This is a genomic window from Streptomyces rubellus, from assembly GCF_036323805.1.
Lineage (GTDB): Bacteria > Actinomycetota > Actinomycetes > Streptomycetales > Streptomycetaceae > Streptomyces.
In genome coordinates, this window is record NZ_JAZDCX010000011.1 from 218190 (window position 1) to 240134 (window position 21945).

At 72.7% G+C, this 21945-nt stretch carries 23 protein-coding genes and 1 pseudogene; 11 read left to right on the top strand and 13 right to left on the bottom strand.

Going from position 1 to position 21945, the window contains the following annotated elements:
• Positions 1–55 precede the first annotated feature (55 nt).
• Positions 56–886: an SAM-dependent methyltransferase gene (locus V1L54_RS15655; protein ID WP_330118602.1), complete on the bottom strand. Its 831-nt coding sequence runs from the start codon at positions 884–886 to the stop codon at positions 56–58.
• 347 nt (positions 887–1233) lie between these two features.
• On the opposite strand from V1L54_RS15655, the gene V1L54_RS15660 reads away from it, so the two are divergent.
• Positions 1234–1833 (top strand): RNA polymerase sigma factor, encoded by a 600-nt coding sequence (locus V1L54_RS15660; protein WP_330118603.1) that lies wholly within the window; start codon positions 1234–1236, stop codon positions 1831–1833.
• 1 nt (position 1834) lies between these two features.
• Positions 1835–2542, top strand: a complete 708-nt coding sequence (locus V1L54_RS15665) for a hypothetical protein (RefSeq protein ID WP_330118604.1) — start codon at positions 1835–1837, stop codon at positions 2540–2542.
• A 251-nt stretch (positions 2543–2793) separates the two neighbouring features.
• Here the strand turns inward: V1L54_RS15665 and V1L54_RS15670 are convergent, their stop codons facing one another.
• The 3 genes from V1L54_RS15670 to V1L54_RS15680 form a co-directional block, all read right to left on the bottom strand.
• Positions 2794–3627: an SAM-dependent methyltransferase gene (locus V1L54_RS15670; protein WP_330118605.1), complete on the bottom strand. Its 834-nt coding sequence runs from the start codon at positions 3625–3627 to the stop codon at positions 2794–2796.
• Positions 3628–3775: 148 nt separating this feature from the next.
• Complete coding sequence (locus V1L54_RS15675) at positions 3776–4012, bottom strand: DUF397 domain-containing protein (RefSeq protein WP_100200977.1); 237 nt, start codon at positions 4010–4012, stop codon at positions 3776–3778.
• A complete protein-coding gene (locus V1L54_RS15680; RefSeq protein WP_330118606.1) occupies positions 4012–4872 on the bottom strand; it encodes a Sco1979 family transcriptional regulator in 861 nt (286 codons plus the stop codon). Before V1L54_RS15680 ends, V1L54_RS15675 begins: the two co-directional genes overlap by 1 nt.
• A 210-nt stretch (positions 4873–5082) precedes the next feature.
• Between V1L54_RS15680 and V1L54_RS15685 the strand changes: the two genes are divergently transcribed.
• The 3 genes from V1L54_RS15685 (at position 5083) to V1L54_RS15695 (ending at position 6499) form a co-directional block, all read left to right on the top strand.
• The gene (locus V1L54_RS15685) at positions 5083–5550 is read left to right on the top strand and encodes an ATP-binding protein (protein WP_330118607.1); all 468 of its coding nucleotides are present in this window, start codon (positions 5083–5085) and stop codon (positions 5548–5550) included.
• A 205-nt stretch (positions 5551–5755) separates the two neighbouring features.
• Positions 5756–6241 (top strand): hypothetical protein, encoded by a 486-nt coding sequence (locus V1L54_RS15690; protein ID WP_330118608.1) that lies wholly within the window; start codon positions 5756–5758, stop codon positions 6239–6241.
• A gap of 66 nt (positions 6242–6307) precedes the next feature.
• Positions 6308–6499 (top strand): hypothetical protein, encoded by a 192-nt coding sequence (locus tag V1L54_RS15695; protein ID WP_330118609.1) that lies wholly within the window; start codon positions 6308–6310, stop codon positions 6497–6499.
• Positions 6500–6598: 99 nt separating this feature from the next.
• On the opposite strand, the gene dhaM is transcribed toward V1L54_RS15695, so the two are convergent.
• From dhaM to dhaK, 3 genes are all read right to left on the bottom strand, one after another.
• A complete protein-coding gene (dhaM, locus tag V1L54_RS15700) occupies positions 6599–7021 on the bottom strand; it encodes a dihydroxyacetone kinase phosphoryl donor subunit DhaM (protein ID WP_330118610.1) in 423 nt (140 codons plus the stop codon).
• A complete protein-coding gene (gene dhaL / locus V1L54_RS15705) occupies positions 7018–7641 on the bottom strand; it encodes a dihydroxyacetone kinase subunit DhaL (protein ID WP_330118638.1) in 624 nt (207 codons plus the stop codon). Before dhaL ends, dhaM begins: the two co-directional genes overlap by 4 nt.
• Before the next feature lie 135 nt (positions 7642–7776).
• Positions 7777–8769 carry a dihydroxyacetone kinase subunit DhaK gene (dhaK, locus tag V1L54_RS15710; protein WP_330118611.1) on the bottom strand — a complete coding sequence of 331 codons (993 nt, stop codon included), beginning with the start codon at positions 8767–8769 and terminating at the stop codon, positions 7777–7779.
• Positions 8770–9678: 909 nt separating this feature from the next.
• Here dhaK and V1L54_RS15715 point away from each other — a divergent pair.
• Positions 9679–10359 (top strand): haloacid dehalogenase type II, encoded by a 681-nt coding sequence (locus V1L54_RS15715; RefSeq protein WP_330118612.1) that lies wholly within the window; start codon positions 9679–9681, stop codon positions 10357–10359.
• A gap of 206 nt (positions 10360–10565) precedes the next feature.
• On the opposite strand, the gene V1L54_RS15720 is transcribed toward V1L54_RS15715, so the two are convergent.
• Together V1L54_RS15720 and V1L54_RS15725 are read right to left on the bottom strand one after the other, a co-directional pair.
• Complete coding sequence (locus V1L54_RS15720; RefSeq protein WP_330118613.1) at positions 10566–12125, bottom strand: alpha/beta hydrolase fold domain-containing protein; 1560 nt, start codon at positions 12123–12125, stop codon at positions 10566–10568.
• Between the two features lie 210 nt (positions 12126–12335).
• Positions 12336–13742, bottom strand: coding sequence for an erythromycin esterase family protein (locus tag V1L54_RS15725; protein WP_330118614.1), 1407 nt, complete (start codon positions 13740–13742; stop codon positions 12336–12338).
• A gap of 222 nt (positions 13743–13964) precedes the next feature.
• On the opposite strand from V1L54_RS15725, the gene V1L54_RS15730 reads away from it, so the two are divergent.
• The 3 genes and pseudogenes from V1L54_RS15730 to V1L54_RS15740 all read left to right on the top strand — a co-directional run.
• Positions 13965–15251, top strand: coding sequence for a zinc-dependent alcohol dehydrogenase (locus V1L54_RS15730; protein ID WP_330118615.1), 1287 nt, complete (start codon positions 13965–13967; stop codon positions 15249–15251).
• 35 nt (positions 15252–15286) lie between these two features.
• The gene (locus V1L54_RS15735; protein ID WP_330118616.1) at positions 15287–15448 is read left to right on the top strand and encodes a zinc ribbon-containing protein; all 162 of its coding nucleotides are present in this window, start codon (positions 15287–15289) and stop codon (positions 15446–15448) included.
• Positions 15449–15460: 12 nt separating this feature from the next.
• Positions 15461–15789, top strand: a pseudogene (locus tag V1L54_RS15740) (IS5 family transposase); the annotation flags it as partial.
• Positions 15790–15966: 177 nt separating this feature from the next.
• Here the strand turns inward: V1L54_RS15740 and V1L54_RS15745 are convergent.
• The 4 genes from V1L54_RS15745 to V1L54_RS15760 all read right to left on the bottom strand — a co-directional run bounded on the left by V1L54_RS15745 (position 15967) and on the right by V1L54_RS15760 (position 18997).
• Entirely contained in the window at positions 15967–16344 is a 378-nt protein-coding gene (locus tag V1L54_RS15745) for a nuclear transport factor 2 family protein (RefSeq protein WP_330118617.1), read from the bottom strand.
• A 52-nt stretch (positions 16345–16396) separates the two neighbouring features.
• Positions 16397–17203: a DUF1684 domain-containing protein gene (locus tag V1L54_RS15750; RefSeq protein WP_330118618.1), complete on the bottom strand. Its 807-nt coding sequence runs from the start codon at positions 17201–17203 to the stop codon at positions 16397–16399.
• Positions 17204–17381: 178 nt separating this feature from the next.
• A complete protein-coding gene (locus V1L54_RS15755) occupies positions 17382–18251 on the bottom strand; it encodes a class I SAM-dependent methyltransferase (RefSeq protein WP_330118619.1) in 870 nt (289 codons plus the stop codon).
• A gap of 131 nt (positions 18252–18382) precedes the next feature.
• Positions 18383–18997, bottom strand: coding sequence for a helix-turn-helix domain-containing protein (locus tag V1L54_RS15760; RefSeq protein ID WP_330118620.1), 615 nt, complete (start codon positions 18995–18997; stop codon positions 18383–18385).
• 91 nt (positions 18998–19088) lie between these two features.
• Here V1L54_RS15760 and V1L54_RS15765 point away from each other — a divergent pair, with 91 nt between their 5' ends.
• A complete protein-coding gene (locus V1L54_RS15765) occupies positions 19089–20093 on the top strand; it encodes an NAD(P)/FAD-dependent oxidoreductase (protein ID WP_330118621.1) in 1005 nt (334 codons plus the stop codon).
• 136 nt (positions 20094–20229) lie between these two features.
• Entirely contained in the window at positions 20230–21843 is a 1614-nt protein-coding gene (locus V1L54_RS15770; RefSeq protein ID WP_330118622.1) for an MFS transporter, read from the top strand.
• Positions 21844–21945: the final 102 nt, after the last annotated feature.

The window sequence follows — 21945 nt, forward strand, 5'->3', positions numbered from 1 at the left end:
TGCCCGCCGGCGCCTGAGTACCCGTACTCATCACACCGCGCTCGTCACACCGCGCTCAGGGCTTGCGGGCCACCGCGGCGTAGCAGGCGGCCTCGGCGTCGGTGATGTTGCCGGTCCCGTCGACGGGATCGGGGCGCCATCGGTGGGAGGGGACGACACCCGGCTCCAGCAGCTCCCAGCCGTCGAAGAAGCGGGTGAACTCCTCCCTGGTACGGGCCTGCGCCGGTGTTCCGGCGGCGCGGTAGGCCTCGGTGGCGCGGGTGACGCCCTCCGGGTCGAACTCGGCGGTGACATGGCTGACGGCCAGGGTGCTGCCCGCGGGCAGGGCCGCCCTGAAGTGCTCGACGATCTCGTGCGCCCGGTGCTCGCCCGGCACGAAGTGCAGGACCGCGATGAGGCTGAGCGCCACCGGCCGGTCCAGGTCGAGGGTCTCGCGCACCTCGGGCGCGGCCAGCAGGGCGGCCGGGTCGGTGACATCGGCCTGGCAGTAGGCGGTGCGCCCGGCGGGATGGCCGCGCAGGAGGGCCTGGGCGTGGGCGAGGACGATGGGGTCGTTGTCCGCGTAGACCACCCGCGCCTCCGGCGCCACCTCCTGGGCTATCTCGTGGAGGTTCGGCGAGGTGGGGATGCCGGTGCCGACGTCGAGGAACTGGCGCATGCCCGCGGTGGCCAGGTGGCGGGTGACGCGCTGCATGAACCGCCGGTTGACGCGGGCGGCCGACAGGGCGGCGGGAAAGACCGAGATGGCCCGGCCGGCGGCCTCCCGGTCGGCGGGGAAGTTGGTGTGGCCGCCGAGGTAGTAGTCGTACATGCGGGCGGAGTGCGCCCGGTCCAGCTCCAGGTCGACCTCCAGATCGACCGGACCGCCGCCGACCGTCTCGGACATACGCTGCCTGCCCTTCGTCTCGCCGTCTCGTGCCGCCGCACCGCCCCGGTCCTGACCGAAGACCCGGGATCCCCCAACTCGCCCCGCAACAGGGGTGGTTATGAAGGGGGGATGTACTGTACCGTCCTCCACCACCCGTCGTGACGTTAGTCACACTATTACTCTCGGCTCTTTTTTCGGAAACCGGTATGCAGCAGGCCCCGCGATCGGATTGGCTGACGGACGAGAACCGAAACCCCGCACGACGGCGGCCGTCCGCACGGCGGAGTCCGCGGTGCCCAGCCGGTACAGGACGCCCGTGTCAGACGATCCCGACGGACCCCTCACGAAGCCGGGAACAACCCGTGGTGAACACCTCTGACGACACCCCTCTCGGACTGGACGACGACTGTCCGCACACCCCGGAGCCCCGCCGCCGGATGGCCCTGACCTTCGACGCCTTCCACGAACGCCACCACGGTCTCTGGCTGCGCTACGCCCGCACACAGGTGGGCCTGCGCGCCGGCGCCGAGGCGGTGGTGGACGCCACCTGCAGCCACCTGCTGCACAACTGGCCCCACGCGCTGGCGCAGGAGTCGGTCTCCGCCTACGCCTGGTCGGTGCTCAAGGAGCGGATACAGGACTGGCTGGACGAGCACGGCCGGGAACCGGCCCTGGCGGAGACGGCCTCCTTCGACGCCGTCTGCCGGGGACGGCTGCTGCCCGAACTGCGGGACGAGTTCGAGGTCCTGGAGAGCGGGATGAGCCTGTACTCGGCCATCACCCGGCTTCCCGAACGGCAGCACGACATCATCGTTCTGCGCTACGTTCTGGGCTGCACCGACGAGGAAGTGGCCGAGCACCTGGGCACGGTCCGGGCCACGGTGCGCTCGCAGGCACGGCAGGCCAAGCGGAAACTGGCGGCCAGGATGAACCTGCGCGGCGGCGAGAAGGCGGGGGAGCGGTAACGTGCGCGGCACCGAAGGACACCGGACGATCGACACCCTGCTGGCGGAGGCGGAGATCCCCGGCGAGGCGCCCTCCGGCCACGGCTGCGCCGTGACCCGCGGCCACGCGGTTCACGAGCCGCCCGCGTGGCCGCCGACGGCGGCCCGTGGATGGCGGTACCGCACCGCCCGGGAGCAGGCCGTCCACGACCTCGACCTGGCCATCGCCCTGATCGTGGGAGCGCCCGAGGCGGCGGCCGTCCTGGCGCGCCTGGTCGACCGGCGGCGCGCGGACCCCGAGGGCGCCCTGGTCTTCGCCTGCCTGCTCCACCTGATCGGCCACCGGGAGGCCGCCCAGTTCTGGTGGCAGTTCGCGGCCGGCGGCGGCAGCCGTACCGCGGCCTTCTGCCTGTACCTGTACCACCGGAGCCTGGCGGAGTTCCGGGACGCCGACCACTGGCGCGAACAGGCCGCCCGGCTGGCGCGCACTCCCGGCCCGCTCCGTACCGCCGCCACCGGACCCGCCCCGCGGCGCGGCTTCCTCCTGCCCGACGGCATCCGCCGGGACCTTCTCAGACAGTGCCACCGGGGGCGCCACCCCCGGCTGCCCGCGGCCGTGGAGGCCGTCCTCAACCGGCTGCGCGTCACCGGGGAGGACGAGGACTTCGGTGAGATCCCCCAGCCCGCGCCCGGGCTGCCCGAGGAACTGGCCAGGGCGCGGCCGCGCTGAGCGCGCGGAAGCGGTGGGGCCCTGCCGCGCGGGGCGCCGCTTCAGGAGAAGTGTGCCAAGCGGCCCGACAAGCGAGCGGACGGACAGCCGGACGGGCAGGGCCGGAAGGAGCGGGACCGGGACGGAAGGACGAAGAGGAGCGGGCCCCGTCGCGTGGGGGACGACAGGGCCCGCGGATCCGCGGCCGTACGGCTCGGCGCCCCGTACGGAAGCGGTGGCCTCCTGCCGCGGCGGCGTCCGCCGCCGCGGGCCTACTCGCCCGAGGGCTTGCGGCCCAGGCCGCCGGCGACCAGCAGGCCCGCGATGTCCAGCGGGGCCTTCACCGGCTCGTCCGGGTGCCAGTAGGGCAGGTACACCACGCCCGGCTCGACCATCTCCAGTCCCTCGAAGAAGCCGGCGATCTGCGCCATGCTCCGCAGCCGTCCCCGGCCGAGGGCCTGGCGCAGCACCGACTCCAGGCCGCGGGCCTCGGGCGTGGAGGAGCAGAAGTGGGTCAGCAGCAGGTAACCGCCCGGCGGCAGCCACTTCTTGTAGGTCTCCACCAGGTCGTCGGGGTTCTCCTCGTCGAGGAGGTGGTGGATCACGGCGTTCATGATCAGGCCCACCGGGCGGGTGGTGTCCAGCATCCCGGCCACGTCGGGGTGGTTCAGCAGGAAGTCGGGCTCCCGGATGTCGGCGGTGACCACGACGGTGCGGTCGTCGTTCTCCAGCAGCGCCCGGCCGTGGGCGAGGACTATCGGGTCGTTGTCGACGTAGACGACCCTGGCCTCCGGATTGACCTCCTGGGCCACCTGATGGGTGTTCTGCGCGGTGGGCAGCCCCGAGCCGATGTCGAGGAACTGGTCGATGCCCTGGCGCGCCAGGTAGCGGACGGCGCGGACCAGCAGCCGGCGGTTGGTTCGCGCGCCCTCCCCGCCGTCGGGGAAGGACTTGGCCGCCTGGTCGGCGATCTCCTGGTCCACCGGGTAGTGGTCCTTGCCGCCCAGGAAGGCGTCGTAGACCCGGGCGATGCTGGGGACGGAGGTGTCGATCTCCACCGGCTCCCGTCCCGACGGAGTCCGGGTCCAACTCATGTCGTCGGCCATGCGCTGTGCTCCTCCAGTTCGTGTGAGTGAACGTCAGTATGCAGGCCGTGCACGGCCGCCGGGGCGGGTTTCGGCCTCCGGCGGCCGTCGGTGCGGGAATCCCGCGGCGGGCAGGCCTGGCACCCGCCGCGGGACCCCTCCGGGGGCGTCAGGAGAGCAGGAAATCCGCCTGTCCGGCCTTGGCGCCCCGGATGAACGCGCTGATCTCCCCGAGGGTGTAGATCAGCGCCGGACCGTCGGGATCGGTGGACTGGCGGAACGCGACCCGTCCGTCGGGAAGCTTCCTGACCTCGACGCAGTTGCCGCCGTTGCCGCCGCTCCACGGCCTCCGCCAGCCCTCGGTGCCGAGGTCGCTGGCTCGCATGCCGTTGTATATGCGGTCCATCACAGCTCCTTGCGGAAACCCCGCAGGATCTCCTTGGTGCGGCGGGCGGTCGCGGCCTGGGCCGACATGCGGTCCAGCAGTTCGAGGTGGGAGGCCACCTCGTTGCGCTCGTCCAGATAGACGGCCCCCGTCAGGTACTCCACGTAGACCATGTCCGGGAGTTCGGGGAGGCCGAAGCGGAACAGGACGAAGGGTCCGTAGGTACCCGGGTGGAACCCCGAGGAGAACTCGGCGATCTGCAGGGTGACGTTCGGCCGCTCGGCGTCCTCCAGCAGCCGGTCGACCTGGGCGCGCATGACGGCCGGGGAGCCGACGGGACGGCGCAGCGCGGTCTCGTCCACCAGGATCCACAGGTGCGGGGCGTCGGGTCTGGCGAGCAGGTGCTGACGCTCCATCCGCAGCGCCACGAGCCGCTCGACCTCGCGTGGATCGGAGCGGCCCACGGCTCCGGTGCGCAGGATGTGCCGGGCGTACTCCTCGGTCTGGAAGAGGCCGGGGACCACCTGCGGCTCGTAGGCCCGGATGACCTTCGCCGCGCTCTCCAGGCTGACGTGGACGCTGAACCAGTCCGGCAGGACATCGCGGAACCGCTGCCACCAGCCGGGCCTGTTGGCCTCCTCGGCGAGCGCGACGAACGCCTCGGCGTCGGCGCCGGTCACCCCGTACGCCTCCAGCAGCAGTTTCACGTACGGGATCTTCAGGGCGACTTCCGCCGTCTCCATCCTGCGGACGGTGGCGGAGGTGACATGGAGGATCCGGGCTGCCTCGTCGCGCTTGAGGCCGGCCTTCTCGCGCAGGTCCTGCAGTCTCCTGCCCAGTACGAGCTGGCCCACGGTCGGGGCGGAGCGGGGCTCACTCACCTTGCTTTTCTCCTGGCCATGTCCCGCAGTGTGCCATGTCGTCCGCAGTGCGAACACCCTGCATCCGCAACTATGCACTTTCCAGAGTGTCTCTTGCCAACTGGGTCGGCCTGGAAGCATAGTGATGTTGTGACAGGGTTCACTTCGCCGCGGTCCGGGGCGGTTCTCGCGCCCCGCGGCCGCCGTCTTCCCCGCTCCACAGGACCGGCCGTGGCATCCGACGACACCGGGCCCCCCGCCCCGGGGCCCGTCGGGCTCCCGCCGTGGCGGGACGGCTTCGTCCTGCCGGCGCGTGCCGAGTCGGCGGGGGAGGCGCGCCGCCGGCTCCGCGGCCTGCTGGGCCGCCGGGGGGTGGGCGAGGGGATCCGCGACACGGCCGTACTGGTGGTGTCGGAACTGTTCACCAACGTGGTGGTGCACACGGACAGCGAATCGGTGGCGTGCGAGGTGCGCGAGGAGCGCGCGGCGGGTGGGGGAGAGAGCTCGGTGCACATCGAGGTGTGCGGCCACGCTCCGGGCCGTCCGGATCCGTGCGCCCGCTTACCGGAGGAGGAGCACGGTCGCGGGCTGCTCCTGGTGGAGGCCGTGAGCACCGCATGGGGAATCCGCGACGGGGGGCCCGGCCGTGGCTGGTCGGTGTGGGCCCGTCTGCCGCTGGCAGTGGAAGGGGGCCGTTGATGTACGGACAGCCGGTGGGTGCGCAGCCGACGGGTGCCGCGGGAGCGGGCACGGGGAGAACGGGGAGAGGAGACGGAAGGGCCGGAGGGGCCGGGAGGGGCAGCGGAAGCGGAGAAAGGGGAGGCGGGACGCGGAGGAGGACCGGGCACACGGTCCCCGTGCCGCCGCACCGCGGCGGTCCGGTGCCGTTAGCCCCCGGCACGCCGTGCTGAGGCCGCACCGCGGCCCCGGTCTGCTGGCCAGGTTCACCCGTGGTCTGCCCGGTCTGTCCGGGCCGGGCCGCGGGGCCCCGGCGGGACAGCGCGGGGAACGTCTGCGGCTGCCGCCCGCCCTGCCCGCCCCGCTCGGGTACGACGCCGTCGGGGTGAGCGCCGGTCTCGGCCTGAGGGTCAGGCGCGCCCTGCCCCGGACGGGGTGCGTCTTCACCGACACCGAACGGTGGTGGTGGATCGTGCCGGCGCAGGCCGACGTCGGCATCGCCTGGTCGGCGGTGGCGCGTTACTCGGTCGGCGCCTTCGTCACCGTCCCCAGGGCCGCGCACCCGGGGCCGCGGCTGACCCACTGGCCCGACGACGATGTGCCGTACACCCATCCCGTGATGCTCTACATCGCGCTGTGCAGCGCCGTGGGCATCCGTCCGGACTGGGGAGGCAGCACTCCGGTGGACGCGTTCCCCGTGTCGAGCCGCTGAACGGCCCGGCACCGCTCGTTCCGTTCTCCCCGGCTGCGGCGTGCCCGGGGCGGGTAGGTTCCGTCCATGGCCGATGTCGTGGACGCAGACGAACTCCTCCGCCGTATCCGGGTCGCCCGGGACTGGGCCGCCGACCAGGCGGCCGGCTCCGGTGAGGACGGCGACCCGGGGGAACCGGCGGCCGTGCGCCGTGCCGCCTTCGCGGCGGTCCGCGCGGTACTGGACGAGATCATCAGCCCCGGGACCCACGCGGGATGAACGGGACAGGCCCCTCCGGCCCGGCACCGCCCGCCCGGCGTCCGGCGTACCCGGGGGGCCAGGCGGCCGGGCTCCGGGTGCGCCGGCCCCGGCCGCCGTTCAGAGCTTGCGGTAGCCGTACGCCTCCGTCGCGGTCGCCGCCACCGCGTCCAGGTCGGCACCGGTGGAGGCGGTGACCACGGCCGCGACCGCGCCCTCCACGAAGGGCGCGTCCACCAGGCGGGTGCCCTCGGGCAGCTCGCCCTCCTCGGCCAGCAGGGTGCGTACCGTCAGCACCGCGCTGCCCAGGTCGGCCAGCACCACCACTCCCGCGCCCCGGTCGGCCCGGCGGACCGCCTCGGTGATCAGTTCGGAGCTGGTGCCCAGCGCCCCGTCCTCGGTTCCGCCGGCGGCCTCCACCGGGAGCGCGGTGACGTGGCCGACGAGCCCGAGGGCGAGCCGGGCGACGGATTCGGCCACCTGCCTGCTGTGCGAGACCAGTACGATGCCGACCGGTCCGGTACCGCTTTCCGTGCCGCTCATGCCGCCCTCCCGGAATCCCCGTGATCTCCTGCTCCGCCGGAGCCGGTGTCCGCTGTCTCGGCGAGCGCGGCGAACAGCAGCGCGGCGGAGGTGGCACCGGGATCCTGGTGGCCGACGCTGCGCTCGCCCAGATAGCTCGCCCGCCCCCTGCGGGCCCGCATCGGCACGGTGGCGGCGGCGCCCTCCTCGGCCGCCGCACGGGCCGCCCGGAACGACCCGGCCGACCCGTCCAGCGCCTCGACCGCCGGGTACAGCGCGTCCAGCATCGTCTTGTCTCCCCGGGCCGCCGAGCCCAGCCGGGCCACCGCGTCCACCCCCTCCCGCAGCGCGTCCCGCAGTCGTACGGCGTCCACGGCCGCGCCGTCGCCCAGCGCCTTGCCCGTGCGCCGCAGCAGTGTCCCGTACAGCGGTCCCGAGGCGCCGCCGACGGTGGAGATCAGCCGCTGTCCGGCGAGGGCGAGTATCGTGCCGGCGGCGGCGGGTGCCTCCTCGTCCAGGGCGGCGAGGACGGCGGTGAAACCGCGCCGCAGATTGCCGCCGTGGTCGGCGTCGCCGATGGCGGAGTCCAGCTCGGTCAGCAGCCGCTCCTCCCGGGCCACGGCGGCCGCCGCCGCGGACATCCAGCGGCGGAAGAAGTCGGCGTCCAGTGCGACGGTCACCACGGTCTCCTCGCGTCGTTCCTGCCGGTGCCCGGCCCCCGGCCGGCTGTCCGGGGGCCGGGACACGCCCCGGTGTCCTTCCCCGCCGGACCCCGCTCACATGCCCCAGCGCAGCGCGGGGGTGCGTACGGGCGCGTCCCACAGCCGCAGCAGGTCCTCGTCAGCCTGGCACAGCGTCACGGAGCAGCCGGCCATGTCGAGCGAGGTGACGTAGTTGCCGACGAGGGTGCGCGCCACGGCCACGCCGCGCTCGGCCAGTACCCGGTGCACCTCGGCGGCGAACCCGTACAGCTCCACCAGCGGAGTGCCGCCCATGCCGTTGACCAGGGCCAGGACGGGACCGCCGGGGCGCAGGTCCGTCAGGACCGCGTCCACCGCGAAGTCGGCGATCTCGCCGGAGGTCATCATGCCCCGCCGCTCGCGCCCGGGCTCGCCGTGGATGCCCACCCCCAGCTCCAGCTCGCCGGGCGGCAGGTCGAAGGTGGGGCCGCCGGTGGCCGGGGTCGAGCAGGCGCTCAGCGCGACGCCGAAGCTGCGCGAGGACTCGTTGACCTGCCGGGCGACCGCCGCCACCCGCTCCAGGGGAGCACCCTCCGCCGCCGCGGCCCCCGCCAGCTTCTCCACGAACAGCGTGGCGCCGGTGCCGCGCCGCCCGGCGGTGTGGGTGCTGTCGGTCACCGCCACGTCGTCGTCGACGAGCACCCTGGCGACCTGCACCCCCTCGTCCTCGGCCAGCTCGGCCGCCATGTCGAAGTTCAGCACGTCACCGGTGTAGTTCTTCACCACGAACAGCACGCCCCGGCCGCTGTCCACGGCCGCCGCCGCCCGTGCCATCTGGTCGGGGACGGGGGAGGTGAAGATCTCACCGGGGCAGGCCGCGTCCAGCATTCCGGGCCCGACGAAGCCGCCGTGCAGCGGCTCGTGCCCCGAACCGCCCCCGGACACCAGGCCCACCTTGTCCGCGACGGGCGCGTCCCGCCGCACCACGATCCGGCGCTCGACGTCGACCGTCAGCTCGGGATGCGCCGCGGCCATGCCGCGCAGCGCGTCCGCCACCACGGTCTCCGGCACGTTGATCAGCATCTTCATAGGTGCCTCCCAGTAAGCTTAGCGGGCGGGTCGTCGGCCTGCATTTTCGCTGGTCAGAGCATGTTCGGGCAGTTCTCGATCCTGGCGGTCCGCAGCGGCCGGAAGCGGGCTGTGGCGGTGCTGACGCTGACTCAACGCTGACTCTGACAGCGCCTTGTCAGGTTCCTGCGACGGATCGGCGGCATGCCGACCGGAGTCCCACGAAAGGCAGTATCGGCCCTGCGGCTGTGAAGGTCACGCGAGCCGATGTCCCGAGCGAGCCGGTGAAGGCGAGCGGCTCTTGGCAACAGGACCAGGAGACCCGCGGCTTCGGCCCTGGACTGTGGACCGGGGGTGACCGGGTGGCGCCCGTTCCCACGGAAAGGGCTGGATCGGGGACCTGGCCGCGGGGAGCAGGTGACCAGGTCGGTGCTGCCCACGTCCTGCGCCGCGGTGGCCTCGACGTCCCGGACCTCGGCCACGGCCCGCACCACCAGGTCGCGGTCGGTGGCCAGACCGCGCAGCCGGCCGTCCTCGGCGATCAGCACCTCGCCGATGTCCTCCTCCCGCATCAGCCGGGCGACCCCCACGATCGGGGTCTGCGGCGTGCGGTGGTGGAATCGGCCTCATGATCTCGCAGACCCGCTGGGCCATCGTCTTCCTCCGGAGCGCTTCGCGGAACGCCCCGGCGGTTCGCACCGTCTGCGGACCAAGGGCGCCTGGCGGAGGCCCGGCCACGTCCGCGCGGCTCCACCTCCTCGGGCTCGATTGACCGCGTCCGAGTGCCGCCCGGCGAAGGGCGTTCATCCGTGCCCACATGCTGCGCCACGCGGAACCACACGGGAGCCGGGGGGAAACACAGCACCACTGTGACACTTGTGATCCGCACCCACGATGACCGGCCACGGCCCGACGAACAGGCAGGAGCCCATGCGTCCCCCACCGCGTCTCGTCGTCTTCGACGTGAACGAGACACTCAGCGACATGACACCGTTGCGCACCCGGTTCGAAGAGGTCGGCGCGCCCGGACACCTGGCACAGCTGTGGTTCGCCGGAGTCCTGCGGGACGGTTTCGCCCTCACCGCCGCCGGCGGCTTCGCCGAGTTCGCCGACCTCGCCGCCGACGGGCTGCGCGCCCTGCTGGGCGAACTGCCCGAGCGGTCGGGTGGTGCCGACGACGCCGTCCGGCACGTCCTGGAAGGGCTCGGCACGCTTCCCGTGCATCCCGACGTGCCCGGGGGAGTGCGCGCCCTGCGGGAGGCCGGATTCCGGCTGGCCGCGATGACCAACGGCGCCGCCCCCACGGCCGAACGCCTGCTGGACGGCGCGGGGCTGCTCGAGCACTTCGAGGCGCTCCTGGACGTCCGCGGCCCCCGGGCCTGGAAACCGGCCCCCGCCGCCTACCGGTACGCGATCGACCGGCTGGGAGCGGCCGCGGACGAGACGCTGCTGGCCGCGGTGCACCCCTGGGATGTCGACGGCGCACGCCGTGCCGGCCTCGCCGCCGCCTGGCTGCGTCGCGGCGCCACGGTCTACCCGGCTGCCATGACCGCCCCCACCCTGACCGCCGACGACCTCACGTCCCTGGCCCGTACGCTCACCGATGACTGACCCACCCGGCCTCCACCTCCGCCCCGCGGCCACGCCCGTCCACGAAGCGGCGGAAGGAACCGGTCCGCAGACCGCCTCCGAGCGCGGGGCTTCGGGCGCCGATCACCTGCGGCCCCAGCGGGCGAGTCCGCCGCCCGCCGCCGGCCGGCTCCCGTGAAGGGAGGAGCGGACGGGGGACCTGTGCCGCCGTTCCCCGGCCGTGTTCGTCACCTGCTGCCGGCGAAGGCGCGGGCGAAGTGGTCGGCGGCCTGCCGCTGGGCCTGTTCGGCCTTGTCCAGGACGGCCGAGGCGCCGAAGAACTCGTGCATGACCCCGTCGTAGCGGGTGAGGGTCGTGGGCACTCCGGCGTCCTGCAGGTGGTGTGCGAACTCCTCGCCCTGGCTGCGCAGGACATCGCGCTCGGCGGTGATCACCAGGGTCGGGGGCATGGCGGCCAGCCGGTCGGCCGGCAGCCCGAGCAGGTCGATCCTGGGGTCCTTGGCGGCGTCGGGCCTGCCGTCGAAGGCGTGTGCCGCCATCCAGCTCAACAGCGCGCGGTTGAGGGGCCTGCCGTCCGCGGCGTCCTCCATCGACTCCCCGTACTGCTCGGCGGTCGTCAGAGGGTAGACGCAGACCTGTGCCGCGGGGACCGGCTCCCCGGCGGCGGCGAGCTGCAGGACCGTCGCGGGTGCCATGTTCCCGCCGACGGACTCCCCGCCGATGCCGGTGCGGGCCGGATCGCCGCCGATGCGGGAGGCGTTGGCGACGGTCCAGCGGTAGGCGGCCAGCACGTCGTCGTGGGAGGCGGGGAAGGCCGCCTCCGGCGCGCGCCGGTAGCCGGGCGACACCACGACCGCGCCGGTCTTGTTCGCCAGTCCGCGGCAGGAGGCGTCGTAGGTGTCGATGTCGAACAGCACCCAGCCGCCGCCGTGGATCCACATGATGACGGGCAGTGGACCGGAGGCGGGGGCGGCGGGGGTGTAGACGCGCAGGGTCTGCTCGCCGCCGGCCGCGTCGGGGATCCGCAGGTCCTCCACGGACCCCACCGGCTCGGGGCCGTCGATCCCCCGCTCCTCCATCACCTTCCGCACGGCGGCGTCGGGGCCGGGCTGCTTGCGGGCCTGGTCCGGGGTGAGGGTCTCGAAGGGGAGGGGTTCCAGGGCCGAGTGGGCGTCGACGACGGCCCGGGCCTGGGGGTCGAGCAGCCCGGACGCGTCGGTGGCCAGCCGCTTCTTCTTGCCCGTCGCGGAGGCTCTGCCCTCGTCGACGGGCTTGGCGAGCTTGCCGGCGGCCTTCTCGGCGGCGCCGCCGCCGTCGGGCGCGTGCGGGTGCGGGGCGGGCGGTGCCTGCCGCTTGGCGGCGATGAACTGCCTGCCGAGCTCGGCCATCCTTTCCGGGCCCACCTTGGCGCGGAAGGCCGGGAGTTCCTCGCCCTCCTCGTCGGCGACGTGATGGCGCACCAGGGCGATGAGTTCGGTCAGCGCCCGCTCGAACTCGGCCTCGCCCGGTTCCGTGCCGTCGAGGGTCACCAGCAGTTCCTTCATACCGTGGTGCTCCTCGCGGGCGTCGTGGTTGGCGTCCTCCATGCCCAGCTCGGGCCAGAGCGGGTAGAGCACGACCTCCTCGGCGAAGGCGTGCAGCGAGAGCTCGAAGCAGACCTGGTCGACGAGGGTCCGGCGGTCGCCCCGCCCCGCCTCCAGGTGCTGGAACTGCCTCTCCACGATCGCGTGGTCGTCGGCGATCAGATGATCGATGTCGCCGGGCTGGGTGGGGTGGGACAGGGCCACGTCGTCAACTCCTGAAGGGGGGCGGGCGTACGGTCGCCGGGGTGCGGCACCGGCAGGAGTACCCGTGGAGCGAAACGTATGAGCTCTGTCGGCGTTTCTTCCCGTGTTCGGCGCAGGGGTGCACCCGAACGCTCGATGAATCGGCCGGCCGACCCCCGGCGTGCCGTGGCCTCGTGCTCACCGCCGACCGGTCGCCCGCAGCCGTGGGGTTCACTGGCCGGTGGGGTAGGTCTCCTCCTCGCCCGTGCCGTGTTCGTAGCGGTGGAGGGGATCCAGCGCCCGGGTGCGGTCCAGGTGGAGGAAGGCGTCGTAGCGGTCGGTGAGCACGGTGGGCACGTAGTTGCCCCAGCGTTCGGCCTGCGGCCGGTAGACGACCCCGATCGCGCGGTGGTCGCGCTCCTCGCGGCGCCAGGCCGGCGCGGGGGCACCGGCGCCGGCCCCACTCCCGGCACCGTCCCCGCCGTCCCAGACGAACAGGGCCGAGCCGCCGGGCAGGGCCCGGTGCAGCAGGTGCTCCACGCTGCCGTCCCGGGCGGGCGGCACCTCCATCGTCTCCGGCGGCATGCCCCACTGCTGTGCGGCGACCACCGTTCCCTCGTAGGAGCCGAAGCCGACCAGCACCACACCCTCGGCCGCGTGCCGTTCGCGCAGCAACTGGCCGACGCTGACCATGCCCGCGTCGGTCATGTCGGTGGCCCGGGCGTCCCCGACGTGGGTGTTGTGCTCCCAGACCACCGCCTTGGTCTCCGGGCCGTGGTGGGCCACGAGCCGGTCGAGGGTGTCGGCCATGTGGTGGTCGCGGATGTTCCACGACTCCGGGCCGCCGCGCACCATCGCCCGGTAGTAGCGCTCCGCGCCCGCCAGGATCTCGGCGTTCTGCCGGACGGTGAACTCCGCCGTCCGGCCGCCGCCGGCGCCTACCGCCCGCCTCCGGCCGGCCCGCTCCCGCAGTCCGGTCAGCAGGGAGACCACCTCCGCCTGGCACCCGGCGGGCACCACCTGGGTGGCCAGCGCGTACGACTGCGGATCCCGGGCGTACGGCTCGAGGCAGCGGCAGGCGGCGAGGGCCTGCTCCACCTGGTCGGGGTCGTGCTCGCGCACGTGGTCCAGCACGGCGTGCAGCGACTCCCACAGGCTGTAGACGTCGAGTCCGAAGAAGCCGACGCGTTCCCCGGCGGGCAGGGCGAGGTTGTGCCCGCGCAGCCACCGGGCGAACTCCAGCACCTCGGTGTTGGCCCACATCCACCGCGGCCAGCGTCCGAAGCCGTCCAGCACCTCCCCGGGGTCCTCCGGGCTGCCGGGGGCGCCGGTGACGCAGTGGTGCAGTGCCTGGCAGTCGGGCCAGTCGCCCTCCACGGCCACCAGCGAGAAGCCCTCCTCCACGATCAGCCGGCGGGTCAGCTCCGCCCGCCACCGGTAGAACTCCGCGGTGCCGTGGGAGGCCTCGCCGACGGCCACGTAGCGGGCGTCGCCGATCCGCTCCAGCAGGGGGTCGAGGGAGTGCGGGCCGGTCAGCGGCAGGGCTTCGTCGCGCATCTCCCGCACCTCCCGTGCCTCCCGCGTCCGCCGGCCCTCCCGCGCCGCCGTGCCGTCGGCGGAACCCCCGGTGACTGCCATCGCCGTGCTCTCCCTGGTCGCGCGGTTGCCTGCGGACGGGCCCCGGCCCGCCCGGCTGCCGGTGCCCGGTCCGCGGTACCCCGGGGGCGGACGGCGTAACACCCCTCCCACGACCGCGACCCGCGGTTCGCGGAGTGGTGCCCGTTGTTTCCGGTGGCGGGGCCCCGGGCACCCGCGACCCGTTCGGAAGAACGCGACCGACCTGCGAAGGGGTGTGTGCTGATGAAGGCCGTCGTATGGCACGGTGTGGGCGACATCCGTGTGGAGGACGTTCCGGAACCGAAGATCCACGAACCGTACGACGCGATCGTGCGGATCACCTCGTCGGCGATCTGCGGGACCGACCTGCACTTCGTGCGCGGCACGATGCCGGGCATGAAGGAGGGGCGGATCCTGGGCCACGAGGCCGTCGGGATCGTGGAGGAGGTCGGCGCGGGCGTGCGGAACTTCCGCCCGGGCGACCGGGTGGTGGTGCCCTCCACGGTCGCCTGCGGGACGTGCAGCTACTGCCGGGCCGGCTACTACGCCCAGTGCGACAACGCCAACCCCGGCGGACGCCGGGCGGGCACGGTGTTCTTCGGTGGCCCCGAGGCGGCCGGCGGTCTGGACGGGCTGCAGGCGGAGTACGCCCGCATCCCGTACGCCCACGTCGGGCTGGTGCCGTTGCCGGACACCGTCGACGACGCCCAGGCGATCCTGCTGTCCGACATCTATCCCACGGCGTGGTTCGGCGCGCGGCTGGCCGAGATCGGCTCCGGCGACACGGTCGCGATCCTCGGCGCCGGCCCCGTGGGCCAGTCCGCCATCGCCTGCGCCCGGCTGCAGGGCGCCGGGCGGATCATCGTGGTGGACGGCGTTTCCGACCGCCTCGACCTGGCCCGCGACCAGCACGCCGAGACGGTCGACTTCAACGCCGAGGAGCCCGTCGAGGCGGTCTTGGACCTGACCGGCGGCATCGGCGTGGACCGGGTGGTCGACGCCGTCGGTGTCGACGCGCAGCGTCCCGCCCGCGGCCCGGCCGCCGAGGCACTGGCCGGGCAGGCGGAGGAGTTCGACCGCGAGCGCGACGAGGTCGCCCCCGAGCAGCGGCCCGACGGCGACACCTGGGTCCCCGGCGACGCGCCGTCGCTGGCGGCCCGCTGGGCGGTGCAGACGGCGGCCAAGGCCGGCACCGTCGGAACCATCGGGGTCTATCCGCCGCAGGTGGAGCACTATCCGTTCGGCGAGGCGTTCATGAAGAACCTCACCCTGCGGATGGGCAACTGCAACCACCGCCGCTACCTGCCCCGCCTGGTGTCCATGGTCGCCTCCGGCGAACTGGACCCCACCCCGCTGCTGACCCGCTGGGCCGAGGTCCCCGACGCGGTCGAGGCGTACCGGACGTTCGACCGCCGGGAATCGGGCTGGACGAAGGTGGCCCTCGGCGTGGACGGCCACGGCTCGGTCGCCCCCGGCCTCGGCGAAGCGGCCGGCACCGGAGCGGCCACCACCGCGGGCACCAACGGATGACGACGGCTCTTCCAAAGAGACAGGAGGTGAGCGCGATGGCTGCGCACGCGGGAGAGAAGGCACAGAAGACCGGTGACTTCTACTGCGCCCAGTGCTCGGAGAAGGTCCACGTGCAACAGGGCGACAAAATCCCCCGCTGCCCCAACGGGCACACCGAGTTCGAGACCCGGCGCCACGAACCGGGCAACAAGTCCTGAGGTGGCCGCTCCACCGCGGCGAGCGTGCGGGACTCCGTGGCCGGCACCCGGCTCCTGGACCAGGTCGCCGCCGGACACGCCGCCGCCCTCGGCATCGACACGGAGATCACCGCCCGGGGCCACGGGCTTCACGCCTGTTCCAAAGCGGTGGGCTGTCGCGCGGACCTACGGATGGCTCATGCTCCACCGCCGCCCGGCCCGCGACTACGAAACCCTCCCGAACGCTCCGAAGCCATGATCACCTCGCCGTGACCGGCCTGATGGCCCGCCGCCTCACCGGCGAGAACACCGTTTCCTGGTGCAGCCCGGTACCACAGACCAAACGGCGGATCCCGGGATGAAAAACCGGGAGGAGACGACCTCTGGGGGACTGTCTGCATTGGGTGCGCTGCTGTGGGTTTTCGCTCCCCGGGTCTTCAGCCGCGGCGGAGAGGTGGGGAGCACGGCCCCGGGCAGTGGGTGGCCCCTTCGAGGTCATGGCGCCGTGGCGGTGAGAGGGCGTGTGCCGGCTGTCGCCGTCAGCTGTCCTGGCCGCCGACGGGGAGGAAGTTGGCGTACTCCTCGATGCGCTTGATCTGTCCGGCACCGTCGAAGCCGAAGTAGACGGCGGCGTGGACCTCGCCGCGCATGCCGTTTGTGGTGGCGACGTGTACCACGTGCTGCTGGAGGACTTCGCCCGGCTGGGAGAGTTGACGCAGGATGTCGTAGCGCATCGATTCGATGGATTCGATCTGGCCCTCCATCCCGGCGATGTTCTCCTCGATGGACTGCTCCCCCTTGCCGTCGTTGTGCCAGACGGTGGCCGTCTCGGCGCACAGGGCCCGGGCAGTCTTCCAGTCGCGGTTCTCCAGTGCGCGGAGGTAGGTGGCGGCCTTGTCCTTCAGGTCCTGGCTCATGCGGGTCTTCCTTCGGTACGAGTGAGTTGACGGGTTCCGGCAGGGGGGCGTGTCAGCTCTGACCGGTAGCGGCGTGGATCAGGGCGCGCTCGCCGACCTCGATGCGCATCGGCAGGTGGTTGCCGGGTGGCGAGAGCGGACAGACGAACACATCCGGGTTCAGGTGGTGGTGCGAGAGCGTGGCCTTGTTGAAGTCGACCGTCACGGTGCTGCCGGACTCCAGCAGCGGCAGCATCAGCCAGCGGCCGATCGCCGGTGTCGAGTCGCCGTTGGTCTCGTCGGTGAAGATCACCAGCCGCTGGCCGGGGAAGTCCTGGAGGACGGCCAGGACGTATTCGGTGCCGTCGATGGTCACGGCCAGGTCGACGGGAGCCAGGATGGCTTCGGTGCTGCGCGGGCTGGTCAGCCGCGGCACCTCGATCCGGCGCCCTTCGGGAGCTGCCCGGTACTGGCCTTCGAAGACCCAGGCGGGGTCGTAGGGGAAGGTGTCGATGCCGGTGAGTCCGGTGCGCTCGACGCGGTCCTGGTCCATGACGACCAGGCCGTAGGAGCCGTCCGTGCCACTGGCGAAGCCGCCCCGGTTGTCAGGGAACTCCAGGGAGGCGCCGGAGGGGACGGTGCTCGTTCCGTCGACCAGGCTGCCGGCCACCCGCACTCCGTCGACGGCCTTGGCCGTCACGGTCAGGTCTCCTGCTTCGGTGGTGCGCCATTCGCCGGGGATGCCGGGAAGCGTGTGAGGGCCCGGGTCGGTGATCTTGGCGTTGGCGACGACCTTGGCCTTGCCGCTCGCTCCGGCGATCTCTTCCCACCGGCCCTGGCGCCAGGCTTCGTGGTCGGCGGGAATCTGCGGTGCAGTCATGGATGCTCCCTTTCCTCTCCGCCGCGCTGTGGGGTCGCGGCGATGGCGCTGCGCGGGCGTGCGCGGGCATGGTTGCTCAGCCGACGAAGCGCATGGCGCTGCGCAGGCGGTGGTTGCGTATGAGGCAGGCGATCGGGTGCTGGGGCTGCTCGGCGGGCAGCCGTGGGGGCGCCGGGCGTCAGGCGCGGCGGGCGGCCCAGACGGTGCGCTCGGTGCGTACGGCGAGATCCTCGCGGCACAGAAGGCTGTTCGGGCTGTTGGTGTCCAGGAGCTCGTCGAGTGCGGCGAGGTCCTCGGGGCTGAGGGCGGGTGCGGCGACGCCGCGGATGCGCTGCAGGCTGCCGTAGGCGTAGCGGCCGATCGCTTCGCTGCGCTCACCTTCGATGTTGATGGTGATGGTGCGCTCGTCCTCGACGGTGAAGCCGGCGGCTGTCAGTATCGGGCCCCAGTCGGCGCCGCGGTGCGGAACGTGCTCGGCGTGGAAGCTGTCGGTCGCGGCATGTGCGCGCTCTTCGAGGCCAGGCCGGTTCTCCGGGGCGTGGGCGGGCAGGAAGCGGGGGAAGCCCGCGAGCTCGACGACGGCGAACAGGCCGCCGGGGGCGAGCAGTTCGCGCACGCTCCGCAGGGTGCGGTCGGGGTTGGCCATGTGGTGCATCGAGGCCGAGGCCCACACCAGATCCGGCGTGCCGAGGTCGGGCCAGTGGTTGGTGTCGAGGTCGGCCTGCACGGTCCGTACGCGCTCCTCGACACCGCGGGCGCATGCCCTCTCGCGCAGGAGCTGGAGGTGCCCGGCCGAGGTGTCGGCGGCGGTGACGTGCGCGTCGGGGAAGCGTTCGAGGAGCGCGAAGGTTCCCGCGCCGGTGCCGCAGCCCAGGTCCACGATCTGGCGCGGCTCGCTCTTCAGCGGCAGCCAGGCGGTGATGGACGCCATGTGCTCGGCGAGCACCTCGGCGTCCAGATCGAGGATCTCCGCCTGACCGCCATGGTCGTGGTCGGGGTGGTGACCGTTTCCGTCGTGGTGGGGGGTGTGCTGGTGCGTGTGGGCCATGGCATCACCGTAAGCCTGTCATGCGCGTTCCGCACGAGTGCTTGCGGAATACGCAAGAGGGTGGCTTGATGTGCTGCCCGCCACGCAATACCGCCCACCGCGCCGTGGGCCTTCGGCGCGACCATGGCCCGCTATTCGCAGGGGCCCCGGGTGTCTCCGCAGTCGGCTTCGGAGCCGTCGGCGCCGACGTCCTTCTGGTGGCCGCGGCGGGCGTCGCGGTCGAAGATGCCCATGATCTCGCATGGCCCGCCCTCGGCGCCGATGGCGTGCGGCATCATGGTGGGGAACTCCGCGGCCTGGTTGGTTCCGATGCGAAAGCGCCGGTGGCCGAGCATGAGGACGGCGGTACCGGACAGCACCACCAGCCATTCGCGGCCGGGGTGGGCGCGCATGCGGGCCGGGTTGTCGGGCGGCGGGCCGGTCATCCGCTGACGCATCACGCTCATGCCGGGGTCGCCCTTTACGGGCCAGCGCATCAGGCCGTGCGTGCTGTCGATCATCGGGCTGATGACGACGTCGTCGGCGGCGTTCTCCACGAGCTGGTCCAAGGTGGTGTCCAGTGCGCGGGCGAGGGTGACCAGCTGGTCCAGGGCGAGGCGGCGCTGACCGTTCTCGATGCGGCTCAGTGAGGACTGGCTGAGGTTGGCGCGCGTGGCCAGCTCCTCCAGCGACCAGCCCTGCGCGACGCGCAGTGCGCGGATCCGTTTGCGTACGAGGCTGTCCAGCTGCCCATCTTCTTGCGTCATGGGCAACATGGTATGCCCTTGATGCAACGTGGGCTTAACGTCGAACACAGACGGTCCAGCACGGGGCCCGGGTACGACGAAAGGGCGCGACATGTCTGCGCAGACTTCCCACCACGAGAGCGATGCACTGCCCACCGGGACCGTGGACGCAGTGGTGATCGGCGGCGGCGCCGCGGGCCTGAACGGCGCGCTGATGCTGGCCCGCTCGCGCCGCTCGGTCGTCGTGATCGACAGCGGCACCCCGCGCAACGCCCCCGCCGCCGCCATGCACGGCTTCATCGTCCTGGACGGTACCCCGCCGTCCGAGATCCTCGGGCGCGGACGCCGGCAGGTACGTGAGTACGGCGGCCGAATCGTCCTCGGGGAAGTGGCCACGGCCGAACCCGCCGCCCCCTCGGCGGAGGGTGATCCGCGGTTCGCCGTCACCCTGACCGACGGCCGCACGCTGACGGCGCGCCGGGTACTGGTGGCCACCGGCCTGCGCGACGTGCTGCCCGAGGTGCCCGGCCTGGCCGAGCACTGGGGCCACAGCGTGGTGCACTGCCCCTACTGCCACGGCTACGAGGTGCGCGACGAGCCCATCGGCATCCTCGCCACCGGTCCCGCCTCCGTCCACCACGCCTGGCTGTTCCGCCAGCTGACGGATGACCTCGTCTACTTCACTCGCGGCACCGGCCTGGACTCCGGGACCCGCGCCCGCTTCGCCGCCCGCAACATCCGCATCATCGAGACCGACGTCAGGGAGGTCGTCACCGAACAGGGCGCCCTCGCAGGCGTCCGCCTGACCGACGGCACTTTCGTGGGGCGGCGGATTCTGGCTGTGGCCACACAGATGCAGGCCCGTACCGAGGGCTTGGAGGGCCTGAAGCTGCCGATGGAGGACCTGCCCGACAACATGGGCCGCCGGATCGCCTCCGCCATGGCCGGCACCACCGAGATCCCCGGCGTGTGGGTGGCCGGCAACGCCACCGACCTCACCGCCCAGGTCGGCGCCTCTGCTGCGGCCGGCGCCCTGGCCGGCTCCCACATCAACGCCGTGCTGGCCGCCGCGGACACCGACGCCGCGCTCGCCGCCGCGCAGAGGGCCACCGGCTGACATGTAAGCCCCGCTGCCGAAGAACCGCGCGGACGGCCATCCAGCGGTCCGCGCGGTGAGCAAGTCCCTACCTCACCAACCCGGCGACCGGTCCTGTCCCGGCGCTGATTCCGCATGCCCTTTTGGGAAGGAAACCATGAGTATCAATCAGCCTCCCCAGGCGGCGGCCGCGTCGGCCGGCGGCGCGGGAACACCGGATGCGCGTCAGCTGCGCGCGATCCTGATCACCGTCTCGATCGCGTTGATGGCTGTCATCGCATCGGTGTCCGGGCTGAACGTCGCCCAGACTCACATGGCCGTCGAGTTCGGCGCCTCGCATACCACCGTTCTGTGGATCATCAATGTCTACACCCTCGCCCTGGCCGCGCTGCTGCTGCCGCTCGGCGCGATCGGTGACCGTCTGGGCCGCAAGCCCATGCTGGTCACCGGAATGATCATCTTCGGCGCCGCCAGCGTCGTCGCGGGACTCGCTCCGTCGGCCGGGGTGATGATCGCCGCGCGCGTGGCCGCCGGTATCAGCGCCGCGATGATCATGCCGATCACTCTCGCCGTCATCACCTCCACCTTCCCCGAGGAGGAGCGCGGCAAGGCGATCGGTGTGTGGACCGGTGTCGCCGGAGGTGGCGGCATCCTGGGCATGTTCCTCTCCGCCCTGCTGGTCGACGTCGCCGACTGGCGCTGGCTGTTCGTGCTGCCCGTGGTCCTGGTCGCCGTCGCGCTGGTGATGGCTCTGAAGTCGGTGCCCAACTCCCGCGAACGCTCCACCCAATCCTTCGACACCATCGGTGCGCTGGTCTCCACCGTCGCCGTGATCGGTCTCATCTTCGTCCTGCAGGAAGGCCCCGAGCGCGGCTGGACCGACCCCGTCACCCTGATCAGCCTGGCCGTCGGTGTCATCGCCGCAGTCACCTTCGTGGCCTGGGAACTGCACCGCCGCGACGCATCCCTGCTGGACGTACGCCTCTTCCGTGAGCGCGGCCTGGCCGGCGGCTCCATCACCCTGCTCGTCGTCTTCGGCGTCCAGGCCGGTATCGCCGTCGTCCTCTTCCCGTTCTTCCAGGCCGTACTCGGCTGGACCGGACTGCTGTCCACCGTGGCGATGATGCCCATGGCCGTCACGATGATGATGGCCTCCGGCCTGGCCCCCAAGATGGCCGCCAAGATCGGCGCCCGCTCCACCATGACCGTCGGCATCGCCCTGGCCACCCTCGGCCTGGCCCTGATGGCCCTGTTCGTGTCCGTCGACGGCGGCTACCTGTCCATCCTGGCCGGCATGCTCGCCATGGGCATCGGCATGGGGCTGTCGATGACGCCCTCCACCGCGGCCATCACCAGTTCACTGCCCCGCGCCGAGCAGGGCGTCGCCTCCGCGCTCAACGATGTCACCCGCGAGTTCGGCACCGCTCTCGGTGTCGCCATGCTCGGCGCGCTCCTGGCGAACGGCTACCGCAGTGCCATCGACGGCAGGCTCGACGGCATCCCCGACGGTGCCGCGGACACCGCCCGCGAAGGCATCGCCAACGCCGTCGAGGTCGCACCCGCCACCGGCAGCCACGCCCAGGGCCTGGTCCACGCGGCGCAGCAGTCCTTCGTCGACGGCTGGCAGCAGTCCATGTGGATCGGCGCCGCCGTCATGGCCGCACTGCTCCTCTACGTCGCCCTGCGCGGCCCGAGGAACACCGCATCCCTCCAGTCCGACGCCGAGGCAGCCCCGGAGACCGGGGTCGCGCAGAACGTCGCCGCTCGCTGACCTCGCAGGAACTCCGTGCGGACGGAGCACGACGCCGCCCGCACGGCAGACGGCCGTCGGGGCCCCCCCCCCCCCCCCCCGGGGACCCCCCCCCCCCCCCCC

Coding starts and splice junctions, on each gene's coding strand:
- dhaM (WP_330118610.1), bottom strand. CDS start 7,021: ATGAGCGGCACGGAAAGCGGTACCGGACCGGTCGGCATCGTACTGGTC.
- dhaL (WP_330118638.1), bottom strand. CDS start 7,641: ATGTCCGCGGCGGCGGCCGCCGTGGCCCGGGAGGAGCGGCTGCTGACC.
- V1L54_RS15735 (WP_330118616.1), top strand. CDS start 15,287: ATGGCTGCGCACGCGGGAGAGAAGGCACAGAAGACCGGTGACTTCTAC.
- V1L54_RS15760 (WP_330118620.1), bottom strand. CDS start 18,997: ATGACGCAAGAAGATGGGCAGCTGGACAGCCTCGTACGCAAACGGATC.
- V1L54_RS15765 (WP_330118621.1), top strand. CDS start 19,089: ATGTCTGCGCAGACTTCCCACCACGAGAGCGATGCACTGCCCACCGGG.
- V1L54_RS15770 (WP_330118622.1), top strand. CDS start 20,230: ATGAGTATCAATCAGCCTCCCCAGGCGGCGGCCGCGTCGGCCGGCGGC.
- V1L54_RS15655 (WP_330118602.1), bottom strand. CDS start 886: ATGTCCGAGACGGTCGGCGGCGGTCCGGTCGATCTGGAGGTCGACCTG.
- V1L54_RS15675 (WP_100200977.1), bottom strand. CDS start 4,012: ATGGACCGCATATACAACGGCATGCGAGCCAGCGACCTCGGCACCGAG.
- V1L54_RS15755 (WP_330118619.1), bottom strand. CDS start 18,251: ATGGCCCACACGCACCAGCACACCCCCCACCACGACGGAAACGGTCAC.
- V1L54_RS15730 (WP_330118615.1), top strand. CDS start 13,965: ATGAAGGCCGTCGTATGGCACGGTGTGGGCGACATCCGTGTGGAGGAC.
- V1L54_RS15725 (WP_330118614.1), bottom strand. CDS start 13,742: ATGGCAGTCACCGGGGGTTCCGCCGACGGCACGGCGGCGCGGGAGGGC.
- V1L54_RS15715 (WP_330118612.1), top strand. CDS start 9,679: ATGCGTCCCCCACCGCGTCTCGTCGTCTTCGACGTGAACGAGACACTC.
- V1L54_RS15745 (WP_330118617.1), bottom strand. CDS start 16,344: ATGAGCCAGGACCTGAAGGACAAGGCCGCCACCTACCTCCGCGCACTG.
- V1L54_RS15670 (WP_330118605.1), bottom strand. CDS start 3,627: ATGGCCGACGACATGAGTTGGACCCGGACTCCGTCGGGACGGGAGCCG.
- dhaK (WP_330118611.1), bottom strand. CDS start 8,769: ATGAAGATGCTGATCAACGTGCCGGAGACCGTGGTGGCGGACGCGCTG.
- V1L54_RS15695 (WP_330118609.1), top strand. CDS start 6,308: ATGGCCGATGTCGTGGACGCAGACGAACTCCTCCGCCGTATCCGGGTC.
- V1L54_RS15750 (WP_330118618.1), bottom strand. CDS start 17,203: ATGACTGCACCGCAGATTCCCGCCGACCACGAAGCCTGGCGCCAGGGC.